Here is a 21,028-nt window from a genome sequence, read left to right on the forward strand (position 1 = left end):
GTCGACGCGGGCCCATGTGGACGAGGCCACGCTTTCGGCCGGGTTGACCTTTGTGCCCGGTGGCCGGATCTCGGCGGGGATCCAGTCCGCATCCTTTGCGATCGATGGCGATGGCGCGGTCGAGCGGAACGGCGCAGGCGGCTTCGACGATGCGTTCTCGGACATGGCGCGGATCACCTATGCCACGACAACCGATATTGGCGAGGACGGACACTTCCAGCTTGCCGCGTCCAGCTCCGGGCGTGCGGCGCTGATCCTGCCGGTCTATTTCCCTGTGGGGGCGGCGCTCACAGGCTCGGCGAGCGTTGTCGACACCGACTTCCTCTCGGATGAAGAAGATCGCTACGCGACCTATGTGTCCGACGCGGATGACGGCTTTGGCGAACTGTCCGACTGGATCAGCGACGACGGCGCGAAGTTCGGTCGCAACGCGATCTTCATCGGCTACGACCTGAACAGCGATCCGGGCGCGGGCCTCGACCTGATCGCCAAGGACCGGCTATACTATTACGTCCCGAACCCCATGCCACAGCTTGGGCTAGGAATGTTCATCCAAGATCCGCTGCTGCTCGTGGACGGGTTGCGCGGCATTCTGGATGCGCTGGACAAGACGATCCGGCAGGCACCGCTGTTCAAGATGGACCTGCCCTTCATCGGCGACAGCTTGCGCCGCGGGGCGTCTTTCGTCGGCTCGACTCTTGTTGATCCCGTCGATGACGCATTGGGCGATCTGCAAAACCTGATCCGCAGCGAGAAATCCAAGCGCGATGGCGAATTCACCACCGTCGACCTGCTGCAATACGCGCTATTCGACCTGTTCGAGACGATCGAAGACGCCACAGGTGGCCGGATCGATTTCGTTGCGGCCGACGGTTCGGCCATCGTTACTTATGACGATGTGGATGTGACGCTTTCGGAGAATTTCGACGATCTCCAGATCGGCATCCGTGCGATGGGTGATATCTTCGATCCGATCCGCGTCGATCTAGATGTCAGTGCCGCAGTGCCCGGTTTGCCACTGTCCTTCGGGTCGGACGCTACGATCGCCATGGGCATGTCCTATGACATGTATCTGGGCTTTGGTGTCAGTTTCATCGATGGCGAGCTTGATTTTTACATCGACACCGCCCGCGAGAACGAGCTTGTTCTTGAGGCTTATGCCGATCTGAACGACGATGCGTCCCTGCGTGCCTCGCTCGGGTTCCTCGATTTCAACGTGTCCAACATGCTCAAGGATGGCCACAAAGAGCTGTCCGCGGCCCTGACCGTTGATCTGAAGGATCCCAACGCGGGATCGAAAGGGCGGCTCGACGATGGGCGCCTGTCCCTGATGAAAGAATTGCGCGGCGTGAAATTCCGCGATGTGGTCGACGCGCAGTTCACTGCCCGCGCGCAGGTCAGCCTTGCGCTTGTGGGGTCTTTCGGCGGTTCAACGCAGTTCCCGCGGTTCCTGACCGATTTCCACTATTCGCAGGTCTTTGCCGACATCAACCTGACCACCGGGGTCAAGCAAAGCGCTTTTGGCGGAACGCCCAACGTGGTGCTGGCCGATATGCGGCTGGATCTGGGTTCGTTCATTTCGGAATTCGCGGGTCCGATCCTGAAAGAGGTGAAGAAGATCACCGGGCCGGTTAGCGAAGCCCTCGATCCGATTACCGATCCGTTGCCAGTCGTTTCGACCTTGATGGGTGGTCCGACCTCTCTGCTCAATCTTGTCGAACAGTTCGGCGGCGCCAAAACAGCCAAGTATGTCCTGTTCTTCAAGGTCGTCAAAGGCATCATCGACCTGATCAACGCCTTGCCCAACCCGGACGATGCGAATGGCGTGATGATCCGCTTCGGGGATTACCAGATTTCCGGTGGCAATCGCGACGCAAGGAAAGCGCAGAAATACGATTATGACGCCGTCAAGAAGGAAAGCGGCAACAAGCAGATCGACCCGATCTCGCAAGCTGGATCTGGCAAAAAGGCATCCGGAAACTCGGGCCTGCCGTCCTCGGATACCAGCAGCAAGAAGGCCTCGGCGAAATCCAAGGGCTTCCTGTCCAAGTCAAAAGCCCTCGACGGTCTTCGTTTCCCGATCCTCAATGATCCGGCAACAGCCATCGGCCTGTTCACGGGCGCAAGCAACGTGGACCTTGTCGTCTTCGACCTGCCCGAACTCTATGTCGAGGGGCGCGTCTCCACCGACATCTGGATCTGGGCGCCGTTCCTGTCGGCCACCTTCGCGGCAGGGATCTATGCCAAGGTCAACCTGAGCTTCGGCTTCGACAGCCGCGGGCTGAACCTCTTCCGCGACAGCGGCTGGAACAACCCCGAATACCTGTTCTTCGGTCTGCATGTTCGTGACTGGAACGATGACGGGTCCGAACGGATCGAGCTTCAGATCAAGTTCGACGTCACGGCCTCGGCTCAGATCGGTGGCGATTTCATCATCATGTCGGTCAAGGCCGGAATCGCGGGCGGCATCTTTGCCACCGTGAATTTCGACATGAACGATGTCGCCAGCCGCGAAGGAACCTATGACGGCAAGGTTTATATCGACGAACTGGCCTATATCATCCAGCGCGATCCGCTGGGCCTGTTCGACGTCAGCGCCGAGGTGCGGGCAAAGGTCTGGGCTTTCGTCGAGATCAAGCTGAAGCTTCTTTTCGTGACCGTCACGATCTTCTCAAAGAAGGCGACGCTGGTCGATGTGGTGTTGTGGAAGTTCGACTACCACAAGCACTTCCAGTTGCAGCCGCTGGGCTATGTCAACAACGGCACGCTTTATGTGCACACCTCCGACCGCGGGGACCGGATCACCATCCACGAAACCCAGGACGGTCGGGTCATGGTGGACAATGCTGGCAATCTGCAACGCTTCGACGACGTGGTGCAGGTTGTCATCAACGGAGGCGCTGGCAATGATGAGATCATCATCGCCGACACCTTCACCCGCAAGGCGACGGTGCGGGGCGGTGCCGGGCGTGACGTTCTGATTTCCTATGCCGATGCCGAGATCATCTTCGACGGCGGCTCGGGCAACGACCGGCTCGTGCAACTGGGCGACAGCCCGGTCACCTTCTTCGGCGGCTCGGGCGATGACGAGCTGATCGGTGGCCCTGGTGCCGACACGCTGTACGGTGGTGCGGGCAATGACATCATCTACGGTGACATCGCGGGCGCACTTTACGGAACCGAGGAAGACGACGGGTTCGGCGACGGCGACATGATCTATGGCGGCGCCGGTGACGACCTGATCTATGGTCAATACGGTGACGACACCATCTTCGGCGATGATGGCGATGATGTGCTCTTCGGTCAGGAGGGCGATGACCAGCTGAACGCGGGCGCCGGCCGTGACGAGCTGTACGGCGGCGTAGGCCGCGACCGCCTGATGGGTGTCTCCGGCATCAACCTGCTGGTAGGCGGAAAAGACAATGATGTGATCATCGGCGGCACGGGGGCTGACACGATCCGCTGGGTCGTGGGCGACGGAACCGATTACATCGACGGTGGAGCGGGCAGCTCTGACGTTCTCGACTTGTATGCAGCGGAGTTCGGCGGCGGCGCGGTCGCCAAGGACAATATCGAGATCCTGAGCGGCCAAGACGGCGCGACCATCGTGAACTGGCGCGATGCGATCCTTGAGTCCCTGACCGCCGTCAATGTCGAAACCATCGACGCCAAGACCGGGCTTCTGGAAGATGCCGTGATCGTGCGTCGGGCCGACCCGGGCGTTCACGCCTCGCGGATCATCCTTCAGCTGGGCAGCATCTCGCCCAATGCACCGGGCGATCGCGCCACCGATCTGGTCCGTATCCTTGGCACCGACGACCCCGACCTGCGGGATCTGGTGACATCGACCGCGGTCAGCGCGGATGAATCCACCTATCGCACGCATGTCGTGGATCCACAGGATGATCGGACCTTCTTGCAGGCGATAACCCTGCGCGACACGGCCCGCGGTCCCGGTGAAGAGGATACCGTGCGCCTTGAGATGGGCGATGGCAACGACACGGTCGATCTGACGGGTCAGCAGATCCTGCAGGGCAGCGGCGGCGGCCTAGTGCGCTCGATCGATCTGGGCGCGGGCGACGACCTGTTCCTTGGCTCTGCGTTGGACGAGATCATCTCGCTTGGGGATGGCGATGACACGGTTGATTCGGGCCGCGGCAACGACATCATCATCGATGGTGGCGGGCGTGATACCTATGTCTACGATGCCGCCGAACAGGGCGGTGACAACAACGCCGTCACCTTCAGCGTCGATGGCCATGAGATCCGCATCGAACAGGGCGGCACCACCCAGGTCGAGCATCTCTGGGATATCGAGGTTCTGCGCCTCTCTGGTACGGATGCGGATGATACTTTCGACCTGCGCGGAACCAGCCAGCGGCTTGAGCTGGACGGTCGCGACGGATCGGATGTCTATCTGTCCTATTCCACAGCAGGCGTCACCCGCTTCGGGGTCGAGGAGTATTCGTCGAACACCGTGACCTTGTCAGAGCACGGCACCTTCAGCGATGGCGATATGCTTGTCGGGCTGGAGACCGCGCGCGTGCTGGTCGGGTCGGCCAATGGCGAATTCGTGGACCTCGTAGAGAACAGCACCGTTCTGCGCGGCGTCAAATCCGGTGTCATCGCCACGCTCGCCAGCTATAGCGCGCAGACTGGCGAGCTGTTGCTCAAGGATCTGTCGGGCGTGCCTGAACAGGGCGAAGCATTCGAGGTTGTGGGCCGCGCGGCGCTGGATGGCGCGCAGGTCTCGGCCTCGGTCGCGGGGGTTGCCGGTCTGGTGACCATCGAGATCGGCGAAGGCCAGACTCTGACCGGCGATCCGGTCAGTCAGACACTTCGACGCAAGGTGACCGATCAGAACGGGAACACCACATACGAACGCATCGGCACCGTTGATAGCTGGAACAGCACCACCAAGCGGCTTGAGCTGCAGTTGGAAAACGGGGTGGTCATCTCCAGTGCAGATTCGCTTTGGCTGGGCAGCGCCGATTCTTCGAGCCTAAGCAGCAGCACCGGCCTTCAGGCCCTTGAAAGCTTTACGCTTCCCGTTGCCGATGACGGTGCGCTTCTGACCATCGACGAGGAACGCTCGCCCGCGATCACTGCTGGGACGATTGCCAGTGCCTCGGGCACCTTGCGGCTGGAAAGCACCGATGCCGCCAATGGCACCGATATCGCAACGGGCGATGCGATCATTCGCGGTGGTACGGTCATTGGCCATGTCACGTCATGGTCGCAGGCTAGCCGCGCGCTGACCGTGGATCTTGGGTCCGAAAGGGTGGACGCTGGCGATGCGCTTTCCATCCGCGTGACGGCACCCGATAACACGACGCAAGATCTTGATATCACTTTCGACCTGCTGAGCGCGGGCACTGGCGATGCGGTCCAGTTGGCTGTCACTGACATCACCACCGGGGTGAATTTCGCGGTCGAAACGGTACTTATGCGAGATGGTCAGGTTGTCGGAAAGGTCACCGGCTGGAATGCGGACGACCGAAGCCTGACGGTCGATACTGGCAGCGTCCAGCTTGGCGCGGGTGAGGCTCTGAAACTGCGCACCAGCAGCGGCACCGAGATCGCGTTGAACTATACCCTGCTGGGCGTCGCGTCTGGCGAGGGTGTGATCCTGTCGATCAATTCCGATGTTCTGGATGATTTCGTGGCCGAAGCGATCCTGCGGCGCGAGAACACCGATACCTACGAAAAAGTCGGCGTGATCACCGCTTGGGACAATGTCACGAAAACCCTGACCGTCGAGATGGACGAGGGGCTGACCCTGAACGCCGATGACACGCTGCGGATGGGGGTTGGCGATGATACTGCCATTGTGACCAGCGCCACGGGCCTGACCGGCATGGGCGGTTTTGCGATCGAGGCGGTCTTGGGCGGCAGTGCGCGGATCGCGCAGTCCGGCTATGCGGCAGGGCAGGCGCCGACAGTGGGCGGTGTCGCCTACCAGATCGCAGGCGGCGCGACCGAGGCCATCGGCACGACCGAGGCCGTGGATGGCACAAGCTTGACCGTGAAGGTCGATGACGACAAGACATTGCTCCGCGGTGCCGATCTGCAGGCCACCGTTGTGCCGCACGCCGTCCTACGGCTGGGCAGCGTCGATACCGCGCTGTCCTCTGTCAGCGCGCGGCTGATCAGCGGTACCATGCAGGCGGGTGACAATACCTTCAGCCTGAATGATGGGGATACGCAGGTCACGCTCAACATCCGTAACCCCGAGTTCTTCACCACCGCACCGCGGGTGACGCTGGAGAAATGGGAGACCGATGGCGAGCTTCCGGCGATCTCCCTCGGGGCGCTCCTGACCGAGGACCAATCGGGCGGGCTTTACCGGATCGACGCCTTCGACGACGAGACCGTGACCATCGCCCTGCTGGAAGGGCGCTGGATTACCAGCGCGGGGACCGATGCGCTGGACAGCCTTAAAAGCGAGTTCCGCAGCCCCGAGCGGGCGCTGGCCACCCATACGCTCGGTCTGTCGGCTTTCGCCGGAACCAAGACCCCGACCTTGCCAAATGCCGGCGAAGTCTGGACCGTGGTCAATTCCGAGGTGGATGCGATCCTCTATATCACGGACGTCGACAGCGGTTCGGGAACGGTCAGCTTCGAGATGCTGTCGGGTCGCCTCGGCACGGGCTTCCTTGATGAAGAACTGAACTACGAGGTGGACAATGTCCCCGTTGCAGCCGAGATCAACAATTTCGGTATCGCAAAGGCGGGTACATCGGACGTCACGGCGGTGTTGCGCATCGGCAGCACGGCGATCACGCCTGCCAGCCCGGCCAGCGTGATCCGGTTCGATACCGAGGGGCTTGCCTCGACCGACAACGTCATCTTGCAAAACGGCGAGAGCGTCATCCTTGTCACTGGGCCGAACGAAGGTCTGCTGCTGAAAGGACGCGCGCAGATCGGCGCAGATTACACCCTGTGGGGCAGCGAGGAGACTTTCACGCTGCAAGCGCGGCGCACGGCTCTCGATCCCGTTCAGGTTCAGGCAAAGAGTTTCGTTCTGCCGTACAAGCCAGTTGTGGATGATCAGGGCAATCAACCCGTCGCGCCGCAGCCGGGCGCCTTGCTTGAACTGACGCGGACCGACGGGCCTGCCGCACTTCTTCTTGTTGAGGGTGTTCAGGGTGAATCCATCGTGGGACGCATCCTTGACGGGGCGATCCCCTACGAGGTCGACCCAAGCCTGCCGCCCATTCCGGGCGGCTACCCCGAGGGGGTTGTCGGCCTTAAGCCTGCCGGCGGAACCACACTGACCTATCGCCTGGCCGTTGATGCGAGCGGCCTTGCCGCCAGCCCCGGCACGGGCATTGACGTCGATACCGATGTCGGTAGCCCGGTCGATGGCTACTGGGTTGCGCGCGATGAATTGGGCAATGTGCTGGCTGTGCTGCGCAAGACGGGCACCACCGTTACGCTCCTGCACGGGCGTGCAACGGACGGCGCCGAACTAAACCGCCTTGGCGATACGTCTGGCACAATATGGACCTTGCGCGCGCCTGATCGTGTCGCGACGCTGGACGGGGGCAAATCGCCCCATATGCAGCGTGATTTCACCTACACGGTCGAGGTCGAGGGCGACATGGATGCGGTCGATGCCGCAGGCCAAGGCTTGCGCGACCGTCTTGCCGAAAGTGGAAGCGCCACGCTTTATGCCGTGGGGCCGGACGGCAAACCGCAGGCCGTGACCGTGACCGCGGTCAACCTTACGCTGGGGCTGATCGATATCTCCGGGCCTGCGTCGCTGTTGCGGGCAGGGGTTGCGCTTTACGATGCCGGGCAAGGCGAGGCCTTCGAGACGGATGTCGCTCTGAATCTGCGCGACACGGTGCGCCCTGCCTTGCGGCTTGAGCGCGAGGTCGATGCCGAGGGCGCCCAAAACGGCGCGCGCCGCTTCGCTTATATCGAGGCGGCGCCGCTCGAAGGGTCCGCACGCGCGCGGGTCTTCGACGTGCTTGCCACGGCGACATCGGATCGGCCGGTGGAATTGTATGACAGCCTTGGCAACGCCGTCCTGATCCGCGGCGCCAACGAGACTGCCGGTACGGTGACCTTCCAGTTCGCCATCGCCGACATCAACCAGACCGGCGCGCAGCGCGCGCGTCTTGCCTTCGGTGACATGGCGCTCTACGCGACGCCCACGGCAAACGCCAAGACGGATCGACCGGTGCTACGCCTTGTGGGGCAGGTCGAAGGAACCGCACAAGCGCTGACCATGAGCGCGTCGCGCGTGGCTGACGCCGCGACGACGACGGATCTTGCACCGGATGTGACGCTTGGCGGGCTGGGCCAGCCGCTCTTTGAAGGGCTGCAAGTTGCGCAGCTGTCGAACTCGACAATCGCCAAAGTCTATCAGGTCACCGGACGCGATCTTGACACGTCCGAGCTGAACCTGTCGATCGGTGACAGCGGCGCGGCCTCGACCACGGAATTGACCCTTGACGCCGCCTTGGCTCAGGAAGTGGCGGTCGAAAGCGTGGTGGTGAACCTCGATACGGCCATCATCCGCTTGCCTGCGGGCTTTGACGGCACCTTTATCGAAGGCCAGCCGGTTTATTCGATGGTCTGGAACGGCACGGCTTGGGTCCAGTCCAAGATCGGGACCGTCAAGGTGTTCAAGGCTGGGGCCGGTGAACTGCATGTCACGCTCGATCACGCCAACAGCACGCAATATGTCGCCTTCGGTGATCGGATCTGGTCGGAATACGTGGCCATGGGCGCCGAGGCCCATCGCGGCACGGTGGTCAATGCCCAACCCGATGACCTGAAGCTTGTGAACAAGCAGATCGTCTGGTCTGGCGTGGAGAAGGGAGATGTCGAAAATCTCGTGGCCAATGCCGAAGACGGCCTCATATCCGAGGATGGCCGGACCCTGTTCGAGATTGGCTATTTTGGGCCAGCGCGAGACACGTTTGGAAATGTCCTGCCCGGAGACACATACGACCTGGTGTTCAACCGCGTGCGCGTGCCCTTCCAGCCCTTCAATCCCAGCCAGGAGCTGTCGCTGCTATCGCGCGATGACGATACATTCAGCAACGAACTGGACAGAGTTGTGGTGGGCAATGGGGCGCTTGACGTGTCCTTTGGCCCCGCAGGCTGGCAGGTGCGGATCACCCAAAGCAGCGTAGAGGACTTCGAGGCAGCGATCGCGGATTACCTTGAATCGGGCGATGAGATTGACCCCGATCTCTTCAAGACCATGGTCGATCACCCTGACCGCGACGGGCTCTACATCTCGTCGCTGCCCAAGGCGCCGGGTCAGCGCGGGCTGGACAGTGGCCGGGTCATCGGCTGGGATCCGGCTGGGCGGATCATAACGCTCGAGGTCGTCGAAAGCGACCGGGCAGAGGCGAACCTTGCCGATAACCTGAACGGGGCCTTCTACCTGCGCGAAGCGCCGGTGTTCCGCCTTGATGACAAGCTGCTCTACGATCCGGCTGTCATCACGGGCGCCGACCGCGATCCCTTTGACGTCGTGCGGACCGGCAACCGGATCAGCGTCACTATCCCCAGGTTCCAGGCCGAGGCGAACTGGCCGCTCGATGCCGATTACACCAACATCTACCTGCTGGATAAGGACAGCGACGAGTTGGTGGCGACGGCACGGATCGACCGGCAGGCGACACAGGATGGTTTCAACGCGGCTGCTGCCGATGCCCCTACGCTGATGGTCTATGCCGATGCGGTGAATGGTGCCTATGGTTGGAGCAGCTTCGACAGCGCTCAGCACAAGATCGTGCTGGCCGAACCCTTCGACCAGATCGCCCGGATCAATAGCGTGTCTGAGGTCAGCACCGATGAGGAAACCGGGGTGCGCAGCGTCGAGGTGAAACTGCACGCGGATGCCCCTGTCCATATCGAGTACAGCCCCGCCGATGGCACGCCGCGCTTCGCGCAGGTGATCGCGATGAGCGGCGGCACGCCCGCAAGCGATGTGATCTTCGGCAAGGTACAGAAAGTGTCGGGCGACGCTGCTACCGGTTACACGCTGACCGTGGCGCTTGGTCAGGCTGCCGATGAGCCGGGCACGGGACAGGTCCGTCTTGCGACCGCCGACCGGATCGGGGCCTTCAAGCTTGCGCCGGAGCTGGTTGCAGAGGCCGAGCAGCATTACACCGCCCGCGTCAACCTTGCCGAGCTTGAATGGGAAGTAGACCGTATCACCCAGACGCTGCAACTGGGTAGCAGCCATGGCCTGTCGCTGGGCGATACCCTGACGGCCAATGGTGTCATCGGCGTTGTCACCGGGGTCAGCGGGGCCGATGTGACGGTCGAGCTGCGCCGCACGGCGAATGTGCTTGAGGGTGTCGAGGCACTCAAGATCGGGCGTGCCGATGATTTCGTCGGACAGAACGATTGGGACGTGATCGACAACAGCCTTGTGCAGATCTATGAGCCGGTCGCGAATGCCGATGGTTGGCCATCTGACAACCGCCAGACCGACGATTGGTCGGTCGAGGTAGGCTCAAACCTGACACGCGATGTCTATGCGCTTGAGCTGCGCTATACACCGCATTCGCCTCTGGTCGGCACGACAGTGGCCGGGCAGAGCGTGACCGGGATTACCTTCGATTATGCAACGACCCCGGCCCAGCCGACCGCCATTCTGACGCTGGCGGCGGCCCCGACAGGGCTGGCAAATGGCGATACGGTCAGCATCGGCGGCCGAATGGTGGCGGTGACCGCAGTGGACGGCGCGAAAATCACCGTCTCGGCCAATGATCTGGATCCCTCTGAGGCGAGCGTGCTGGCCAAGCTTGCGGCGAACCCGCTGGCCGAACTTTCGCCGATGGAGACCCTGATCAACGAGGGCATCGTGATGCCCTTGCGGCCGATCGTGAACGATCGTCTGGAATTCAACGGCGGCACCATCGCGGATCGCGTGGTGATGCCGGATCAGGCCACCGTCCTCGACATTCAGGATCTGAGCACCGCCAAAGACGGCTATCGCTTCCGCGTCTTTGTAGAGGTGACATGGCAGGATCTGCAGGATCCGGCCTTCCTGACGGGGCAGTCGGTCACGACCGGGGCGAGTACCGCGCTGCAGATCGTGACGGCGCGCGAGACCGAGGTCGAGGACACGCTTAAGGCGCAGACCTTGACCGTGGCCGCCAGCGAGACGATCGAAGTTGGCGATGAGATCGTGCTTGCAGGCAACCTGCGAGCTGTCGTGGCCGCTGTCACGCCTGAGGCAGGACAGAAGAAGGTCAAGGTTGTCCTGCCGACAGCTGGCGAGTTCGCAGCCGGCACAGTTACCCGTGAAAGCCGCGATGGCACGGTCACACATGACATCGCGGTGTCGCCCGTCACATCGCCCGCAGCCATTGGCGCGCTGCCCTATGACGTCTTTGTCGCCCTGCGCTCTTACGGGCTGCAAGGGGCCTCGCCCAAGCAGTTCTTTGCCGATCAGGGCTTCACGCTAGAAATGAATGGCAGCACGGTTGCCGAGGGTCGCGTCACGGATTGGAATGCGGATCTTCAGCAGATCACCCTTGCGGGCCTGACATCCGGGGGCAAGGGCGTCACGGCGCTAGATGGATCGCTTCGGGATCTCGTGACCAATGGCGCAACGCTGATCAGCGAGATCGACGCCACCGGCGGCGTGATCGTGGGCGAGCGAGTGCTGGTTGAGTTGGATGGTGACGGGTCGGATACGGTCAAGATCGGCAGCGCGCTGCGCTTTGCGACCGGCGATGTCGAAATCGGGCGCGTGCTTGCCAAGGTCGGCAACCTCTACGAGGTGCTGATAAACGCCGAAGCGCTGAAGGCAGGGACCGCGCTGGTGGAAGGGGCGACCGTCCTTTGGACCAGCACCGCGCATAGCGGCAGCCAGAGCGGCACAGTCAAGACGCTGCGCGTGGATGCGGTGGTTTCGGCTGTCCTGCATGTGCCGGGTGCCACAAATGTGGTAGCCGACAAGAACCGAGCCGAGATTTCGCCTGAACAGGGCGACCGTGTCGTGATCGACGCTGTTCATGTCGGCGAAGTGATCGGGTTCGATCCCGAAAAGGCGCTTCTGTCCTTCGCGATCTTTGCCGAACACCTGTCCAAGGTGGATCTGAGCAAACAGATCACCGTCGAATCCGCTTCGGGCGTTGCGCGAACGGATGCTAGCGGAAAGACGGCGTTCGACATCGCCGAGCTGCGGCTGGGCTCTGTCCGCTATGACGGAGTGGGCACCATCGCAAGCGCGGGCTCTTCGGACACGACACTGACGCTCGAGGGGCTGGCCCTTGGCTTTGACGGAGGCACGGGTTCCGGCAAGCTGGCGGTCCTGACAAACATGGACATGCGGTCCTCGTCCATCCTGTCAGGCTACACTGGCGTCGATTTCCGCAACCGCGACCGAATCGTGCTGGGGGTCAACCAGCTGCCTGCGGATGATGTGAGCTGGCAAGACCAGCGCGCCTTCGCGCTGACCGACCTGTCGCAGGACAGCTACCTGTTTGACATGACCCGCACCCAGATCGCGGTTGCTGTTGATGGGGGTCTCTCCTTCCGTTTGGAAGGGGGAGAGCTGCGCGCCTCGACCGTCAAATCCGCTCCGCGCTTCCTGAACTATTTCGGCGCGGACGAGGTGTTCATTCATGGCACGAACGCGGCCGACACTTTCACCTTCGACAACACCAGCGCGCTAACCTATGCCTTCGGCCACGGCGGCAAGGACAGTTTCAACATCGGCTCGGTGATCGAAGTCCGGCAGGCCCCGAACCCGGATGGTGAAGGCACCGTTTCGGTCGTCGAAACCACCGCGGGCACGTCCACCGACACGCGGCTATTCGGCGGCGGCGGCAATGACTATTTCCAAGTGTTCCGCAACAAGGGCGAAACCTGGCTTTACGGGGACGCGGGCGACGATACCTTCTTCGTGAAGGCCACGCTGGGGATTACCAACCTGGGGTCGGGCAAGGGCAAGAACAAGGTCGGCTTCAACCGCAACGCCCCGCTGCATATCGATGGTGGTTCGGGCTTCAACACCTTCATTCTTGAAGGGACCGAGATCAACGATCAGTTCGTGGTCTATGTCGATGACGATGGCGTTCAGCAGATAAAGGGTGCTGGCGTCGATATGGGCTCAATCCAGAATGTCCAGAACATCCAGATCAACGCGATCGACGGGGATGACACGATCTACATCTATGGTGTCAACGCCGAGACGCGATTGACGGTGAACGCGGGCCGCGGCAACGACACAATCCAGATCGGTGGTCCGGCGCTTCTGTTCAACCCGGACAGCCAGAGCATCGATCTCGACACCACTGCGCCCACGGCGCTGGTGCCGACTGTGGTCTACGAAGAGGTCGAGGAGTTCGTGCCGGGCTTCACCCGGGTCGAGCGGATCGCCAACCCCGACGGCACGGAAACCGTGCGCCAGATCGCCGTTCCAGGCTATACGCGGATCAAGAAGATCGCGACCGTGGCCATGGTGCCTGTTTCCAGCACCACCCAGAGCGAGCGCAAGCGCGTGCCGCCCGACACCGCCCGCATCGCGGCGCAATATGATCTGAGCGCGTTCGACAATTTGGTGACGATCGATGGCTCTGCCGGCGCGGACGTGGTCGATGTCAAGCTTTACGGGAACACCGATGGCGACCGGGCGAACGGCGAATTCGGCGTGACCACCGCTCGCGAAATCCAGGCCCGCGCCCTCAAGGCGATCTACGGGCAATCCTATGTCCCCTCCGAGGACGAACTGATCCCCGTCGACAGCCCCGACAACGAGACGTTCGGCTGGCTGACGGGCTTCGGCGGCAATTCGCAGGGTATCGTGCTCGACAACAACGAGCTTGTTCGTATCCAGCTGGGCAATGCGTCCAACAACATGATCCTGTCGGGTGTGGACCGCGATATCGAGTATGTCGTGCTGTCCATGGGGGGAGGCGACGACACCGTGCGCGTCGGCGCCATGTCCGAGATCGTTGACCGGATCTCGATGCTGAAGACCAACCTGGCTGACTATTCGGTCGAGGTGCAAGACTGGTTCATCGACGAGATCGCCGAGGCCGACCGCGACAAGGTGCTCAAGCAGGCGGCCTATGACGAGGTCGAGGCCACCGCCGCTGCGCTTGAGGCGTGGTATGCGGGCCTTGACGTCAGTGGGATCGATACCGCGCTTCTGGCCACCGATCTTGCCGAACAGCAGCGCCTTAACGGCAAGTTCATCGCCGATCTGGACCCGGCCCTGCGCGACTGGTTCACGGGTTACGAAAGCGTTCTGGCCCGGATCAACGCCACGGCGCAGGATCTGTATTCGCAGGCCCTCGTGGATGCCAAGGATCTGGACATCGACGAGACTCGCTCGGCAGAGCAGATCATCACGGACCTGGACGCCTGGTTTGCCGCGATCAACTTCAGGGAGTTCGCGGACAATCTGCCAGCCCTTCAGGCCAAGTGGGAACGCGCGAACCCTCGTCACGCGGGCACCGTGGGTTCAATCGAGAACATCCTGTCGCGGGCGCTGATCATCGGCGGCACAGGCCGCGATACGATCTCGATCTACGACACCGCGCGCGCCGAGGCCGTTCTGGCGCAGGTCGATGTCTTCTCGGCCAAGCCGTTCCAGCCTGCCGACCCCTCGGTGGCGACGTCCGCACAGATCGCGGCCGACCCGCTGCAGCAGCGCATCGACTTTACCCGAATTCGCTTTGCAGCCCGTGATGGCGGGCCGGGCCCGGATGGCTCGGTCGCGTTGAACAGCTTTGAGAACAGCTATGTCTATCTCGGCGCCGCCAACGACAAGGTCGAAGTGAAGGCCGCACTGCAACCCATCGGGATCTATACCGGCGGCGGCGATGACGACATCTTCATCGGCTCCACGCCGGATGATGCGCTGACCTCGACCCTTGACGGGATCGACACCATCGTGACCATCGACGGCGGCCTTGGCTCCACGCGCCTTGTGGTCAGCCGCGGGGGCGATACCGATGACACCGGCACCGTCTCCATCGGTGAGGGCGAGGTCATACTGCAGCACTTCGCGGGCAACGACCGCGCGCAGCCGCCCATCGTCTCGGCAGTGGCCTATCAGACGCTGGTCGACCCCACCTTCAACGACTTTGCCGCCGTCCTGATCGCGGGCAGCTACAAGTCTGACAAGGACAATGGCTTTGACCGGGGTGTCACCGTCTACACTGGTGACGGCGACGACAAGTCTGTTCAGATCAAGTCGATCCGCCCCGAGGCGCCGACGCGCATCTACCTTGGCAAGGGCGATGACATTGCCTCGGTCCTGCCCACGCTCGATGAGCACGGCAACAACATCGGTCTGAGGCAGCTGAGTGATCCCAGCAAGGATCCGCATGACAAGCTTGAGGTCTTCGGCGGCGACGGCAATGACCGGATCGATCTTTCCAAGGCACTGGTCAACGTGCGGGCCTTTGGCGGTGCCGGCAATGACCGCCTGATCGGCTCGACCGGGTTCGACATCCTGATCGGTGGCGATGGCGATGACTGGATCGAAGGCTATGGCTCGACCCTGCTGGGCGACCCGGCCGACGACAGCCTGTGGGGGCAGCAGATCGAGATTCTGGTGGGCGACCACCTGGGCCGCTATTTCGAGCAGCCGGGAACCGGTTCGGATGTCATCCGCTTCCAGCTGCCGGGCTTCATCGACGTCAACAGCCAGGATTTCGACGCGCGCTGGATGGAACGCGGTGGCCTCTACCTGTTCGACCGCACCGACAACGCGGGCCAGTTCCGTGACCTGACCGAGGCGTTGAATGGTGACGGTATTCTGCGCGAGAAATTCCGCGGCGCAGACCCGAGGGCTGAATGGAACAGCCTTGTCTCCCCGTCCGAGACGCTCGGGACTGGCGGCAACGACCTGATCTTCTCGGGTGTGGCCCTGCCCAGCGGACTTGGCATGAGCATGCAGGCAAATGCCGCTACACGGACCGGAACCAACGTGATCTTCGGTGGTGCTGGCCGCGACCGTATCTTCGCGGGCGACACCCACGCGGCGCATCGCTTTGGCCATGTGATCGTGGGCGACGAGGCGCGCCTTGTCCTGCGCGACGACAGCGGCGATCCCATCTTCAAGCTGCGCGATATCGCAGCCGCGATTCTGCCGCAGAACAACCCGCGCGGCGATGACTGGATCGTCTTCGGCGCTGGCCCGGCACAGGTTCTATCGGGACGCGGGCATGACGCGATCTTCGGTGGCGTGAATGCCGATGGCAGCAATGCCGCCAGCACCGCACAGGTCAATATCGTCTCCAGCATGGGCGAGATCCAGTTCGAGGATGGCACCACGACGCTTGGGTTAATGAAATCCCTCGAGGATCAGCCGGACGGGGACGACACGGTCCTGATGGGCGAAAATGACGTGCGCTGGATCGGCGGCGGCGGCAATGATCGGATCTGGGTGGGCTATGAAACCGACCTGACCGAAGCCGCGCGCTTCTCGGTTTGGAAGAATTACGGCGGCACCTCCGACACAGGCCGGATGGTCGAGAACGCACCGTTGCGCGACATCCTCGGCCAGAACCCGGCAAGCTTCAGCCTGACCACCGTGCAACCCTACCAGCGCTCGGCCGATGTCCAGTCGCCCGAGGCCGACAGCCAGTTCCAGGATGCCTATCTGCTGGATGGCACCACGCGTGCGGATAAGGCGATCGGGCCAGACAGCTGGACATGGATCCCCTCGACGATCCAGATCATCGACACATCCACCACCCGCCGGACGCAGACTGTGACGCTTCTGTCCGATTACGCGCAGATCGAGCGGACGATGCTGAACCGCCCGGGTGGGGTGAAGGACGGCTACGATTACGAGGCGGCGGATATCGAGCTATTCACCGATACCCAGCAGCTTGTCGTCGAAGTGGCGGAATCGATCACCCCTTCGGTGAATTTCGACGCTACTTACGAAAACTTGCCGGATATGCCGCTGTCCCTGCAATCGTGGAACCGCGGCGATGGCGGGCATGACCAGATCACGGTCGGCTCTGCCCGCGGCCAGATCATCGCGGGCGAGGGTAATGATAAGATCACAAGCGGTGAGAACCGTGCATCGACCGACGACACCCCCGATCCTAGCAGCGATCTGGTCGTCGCAGGCGATGCCGCACAGGTGCACCGGTTTGCCGCCGATGACAGCCGCTATGACACAAGGTCCGATTTCCCGCGCCTGATCCGCGTGTCCACCAGCACCGAATTGACCAAGGTCGACGTTCAGGGGACCGAGGAAAGCCAGGCCTATCGCGGCGGCGATGACGTGATGGACCTTGGCACCGGCCATCACGTCGTCCTGGGCGGTCTGGGACGCGACACGATCAGCGTGGCGACCACCGAAGCGGGCCTTGACCAGATCGTCGCGGGCGACGGGGCTACGATGCTCTTCGATCCGCGGCTTGATTACGGCCCGCCGCGTGCGGTGCTCTATTTCGAAACGATGGAGCGCAACAGCGCGCTACTTTCGAAAGAACTGCGCGGGGCGGACGACAATAATGACACGATCACCATCGGAAATGGCGACGTGCTGGCGGCCGGCGGGCTTGGCAATGATATCCTGACCCTCGGCAAGGGTCGGCAGTTCATCGCGGGCGATTCCGCCAGCTTCCTAACCGCACAATACAATGTCATCACGCCCGCCAAGAAGGACGTCCCCGAGGTCGGACGTCAGGAGATGATCTTTGAAGACCTGATGCCGGGCGTGGTCGGCGGTGATGATGTTATCACCTCGGCGGCCACCCAAGTCGTCTTCATCGGCGGCGGTGGTCATGACACGGCGACGCTGCAGCAGGGTATGAGCGTCGATGAAGAAGGCCATGCCTTCGCGATTGGCGGTCGCGGACAGTTCGTCTTCGAGCTTGATCTGCCTGGCAAAGACGGCTTCCGCAACGATGACCGCACGATACCGGGCATGTTCAACGTGCTGACGTTGAAGGATATGCAGACCTTCGACACCCAGCCGCTGCCCAAGTTCAACACCGCCGATCCGTTGACGGATCCAGTTACGGTCACGACCAACGACACGGTCATCGACCCGGCGTCCGGCAAGACCTACACCTACGTTCCGAACGAATCCAAGACTGTCGCGGATTGGTCCGAAGCGGAGTTCTCCAATCCGGCGCTCTGGTTCTCTCCGACCTTGGCGAGCCAAGAAGAAAAGAACCTGACCGGGGGCAATGACACGATCCACATGTCCTATGGTCGCCTTGTGGCCATGGGCGGGGGTGGCGCCGACACACTGACCGGGCTTGGCAGCGACAACGCGGGCAATGGCGGCACAGCCAGCGCGATTTTCGCAGGGGATTCGGCATACCTGTCGCTGACCTCGGACCCCGATGAGTTGAAGGTGCAGATCTTTGAAAGCCGGCGTGGCCCGGACGGGGATCTGAACCTGACGGGCACGCGGGGCAGTGCAAACTACGGCAAGGACGTCATTGATCTTGGCGGTGGGCATCTTCTGGCCATCGGTGGCGAGGGTGACGATACCATCACGAACGGCAACGGTCGCGCCATCGTGCTGGGCGATCATGGCCAGATGATCTTCTCGGTCTCGAACGGTCACAAGATCAGCACCGTCACCAATGCCGCGCGCACCGATGTGGACGAATCCGCCCTGCTCAGTCTGATTGCAGGTGATGACAGGATCGAGTTGGGTCAGGGTAGCCTTCAGATCGTCATGGGTGGCGACGGGAACGACACGGTCACGACCCAGACCGACGGGTTCGCAACACCGCAGCCAGGTGCCGTGGTGAACGACAGCTACTTTGCAGGTGATCGTGCCGAGCTGGTCTTCGACCCCTCGGTCGCGGGCGACCGAATGCTGAGGTTCACCGCGAAAAGCGATCCGAACTCAGGCGATGGTGACGACAGTTTCACCACAGCCGACGGGGATGTGCGTGCCATTCTGGGCTACGGGGCCGACAGCCTGACCATGGGTCATGGCATGGCCATCGTGCTGGGTGACGGTGGCGAGATCCTTGCCAACCCGACGAGTTTTGCGCTCAATCGCCTGACCTATCGTGCTGATATCGAACCGGGGCGCGACGGGAACGACACCATCGTCTCGGGCGACGGCGACATGGCCGCGATCCTTGGCGGCGGCAGCGACAGCCTTGTCACCGGCAATGGTGAGGTGCTGGGCCTCGGGGATTGGGGTGTGCTGCGCTTCGACGAAACCGATGTGCTGCGCGAGGTATCCAATACCCCTATCGAAAGCCTGCGGGCTGCAGCGCTTGCCCTTGCAGGCGACGACACATTCCGCCTTGGCGAGGGGATGCGCCACGTCATCATGGGCGGTGCGGGCAACGATACCGTAACGGCGCAAGTGTATGGGGATGGGGTGACGCCGCGCGATGCCCTTGCCTATGACCAGAGCTATTTTGCCGGTGACCATGCGGATCTGGTGTTCGATGCCCTCCAGACTCCGGGGCAATTGATCACCCAGATGCTGACCTTTACGGGCACCGACTGGACCGATTTCGTTGGCGACGACAGCTTCACCACCGGCAATGGCGAGGTTCGGGCGATCCTGGGTGTCGGGGCCGACACCCTCGTGCAGGGGGATGGCCTGGGCTACGTGCTGGGCGATCTCGGCACGCTGGACCAGAACAACCCTGCCTATATCCTCGGGCGGATCGAAGCCGCGCCCGTGCCCTTCACCTTTGCCAACGGGCACGACAGCTGGACCGCCGGGGATGGTGAGCATGTGGGTATCATGGGAGCCGGAGACGATACAGTGCGCCTTGGCGACGGGCCGGTCCAGGTGCTGCTCGATCACGGCTTCACCCTGCGCGATGTGACCAATGCCAAGCTCATCCATACCGAGGACGAGGCCGCCGAGGGCTGGGGCAATGACAGTCTGGTGGCAGGTAGCGGCTGGGGCTTTGTTATCGGCGGAGGCGGCAACGACAGCATCGCGACCGGTCGCACCGATCTGGGCACGAACGCTACGGTCGATGGCCGCCACATCCTTCTGGGTGACGCTGGCTATGTCGATTTCGACCCGACCCTGCCGGGCGAGATGGAACTGGTCCGCATCGAGGCCTATCTGCCGCAGATCAGGGGAAATGACCGCCTCTGGGGTGGGGCGGGCAACGACGTGCTGATCGGCGGCGGCGGGTCCGACGAGGTCCATGGCGAGGCCGGGCGCGATTTCGTGGCGGGCGATTTCCTTCTGATCGAGTATGAGCAGGGGCTGGAACGCAACGTCATCACCCAGCGCGACTACTATGATGAGGGTGCAGGCGATCTTGTGACCACCGGCTATGACGGTGATTTCGTCTTCGGGGGCACGCAGTCCAACACGATGGGCGTGGCCGCCTCGGTCGATATCATCTTCGAGACCTTCGGCCGGATCCTCTTTGAACAGGGCCGCGGCATCGACAAGGTCGAGCGGATCTTCAACATGGGCATCGCATCGAGCCTGCTGAACGACCGTGTCCGCGACGGCCAACTGAGTGTCGTTGGCACGACGGTCAACGCGTCTGAGGCTCCGGGAACGGTGCAGAACGTGATGACACCGGTGATCGCCGATGCCGAGGATCTGCAGACGGGCGTATTGGATACCGGCAGCGAGGACTTGCTCGGGACCGTTGGCACGCCCGGTCAAGTGAACCTCCTGCAAATAACCGATGTCGATGATACCGCGCAGTCCGCTGCCGCCAGCCCACAGCCGGTCAACCGTGCCGTGCCCACGGTCGAGGTGCCGAAGTTTGCCCGCGCAACACGCGATGTTCCGCCTGCGCCGCACGCCAAGGCGGCATCCGATCCGCTGCGCGACGCAGCAGGCATGTCAAAGATCCTTGCGGCCCGTGGCCAGATCGCCGAGGAACAGGAAGAGATGTTGAATTTCCTCGAGGCGGGCGCGGTACTTGCCGCCGCGGCGAAGGGCTATCGAAGGTACGGCAAACCGCGCAGCGTGGGCAGCCTTGAGCAACGCCTGCGGGTCTGGACGGACAACGGCTTCTCACTGAGAGGCGATGCGTCTCACGATACACGTCTCTAACCAAAATCGGCGGGGCCTTCACCGGGCAGAATCCACGGTCCCGCCTGCCAA

At 62.4% G+C, this 21,028-nt stretch carries 1 protein-coding gene (only partly in view); it reads left to right on the plus strand.

The window, feature by feature from the left end:
- Window positions 1-20,977 carry the end of a DUF4347 domain-containing protein gene (locus AWT76_RS00045; protein WP_082700027.1) on the plus strand. 23,000 nt of this gene lie to the left of the window's left edge, so 20,977 of the gene's 43,977 nt are visible here — the last part of the coding sequence; its start codon lies beyond the left edge, outside the window; the stop codon is at window positions 20,975-20,977.
- The last annotated feature ends 51 nt before the right edge of the window (window positions 20,978-21,028 follow it).

Source organism: Roseibaca calidilacus (genome assembly GCF_001517585.1).
GTDB lineage: Bacteria > Pseudomonadota > Alphaproteobacteria > Rhodobacterales > Rhodobacteraceae > Roseinatronobacter > Roseinatronobacter calidilacus.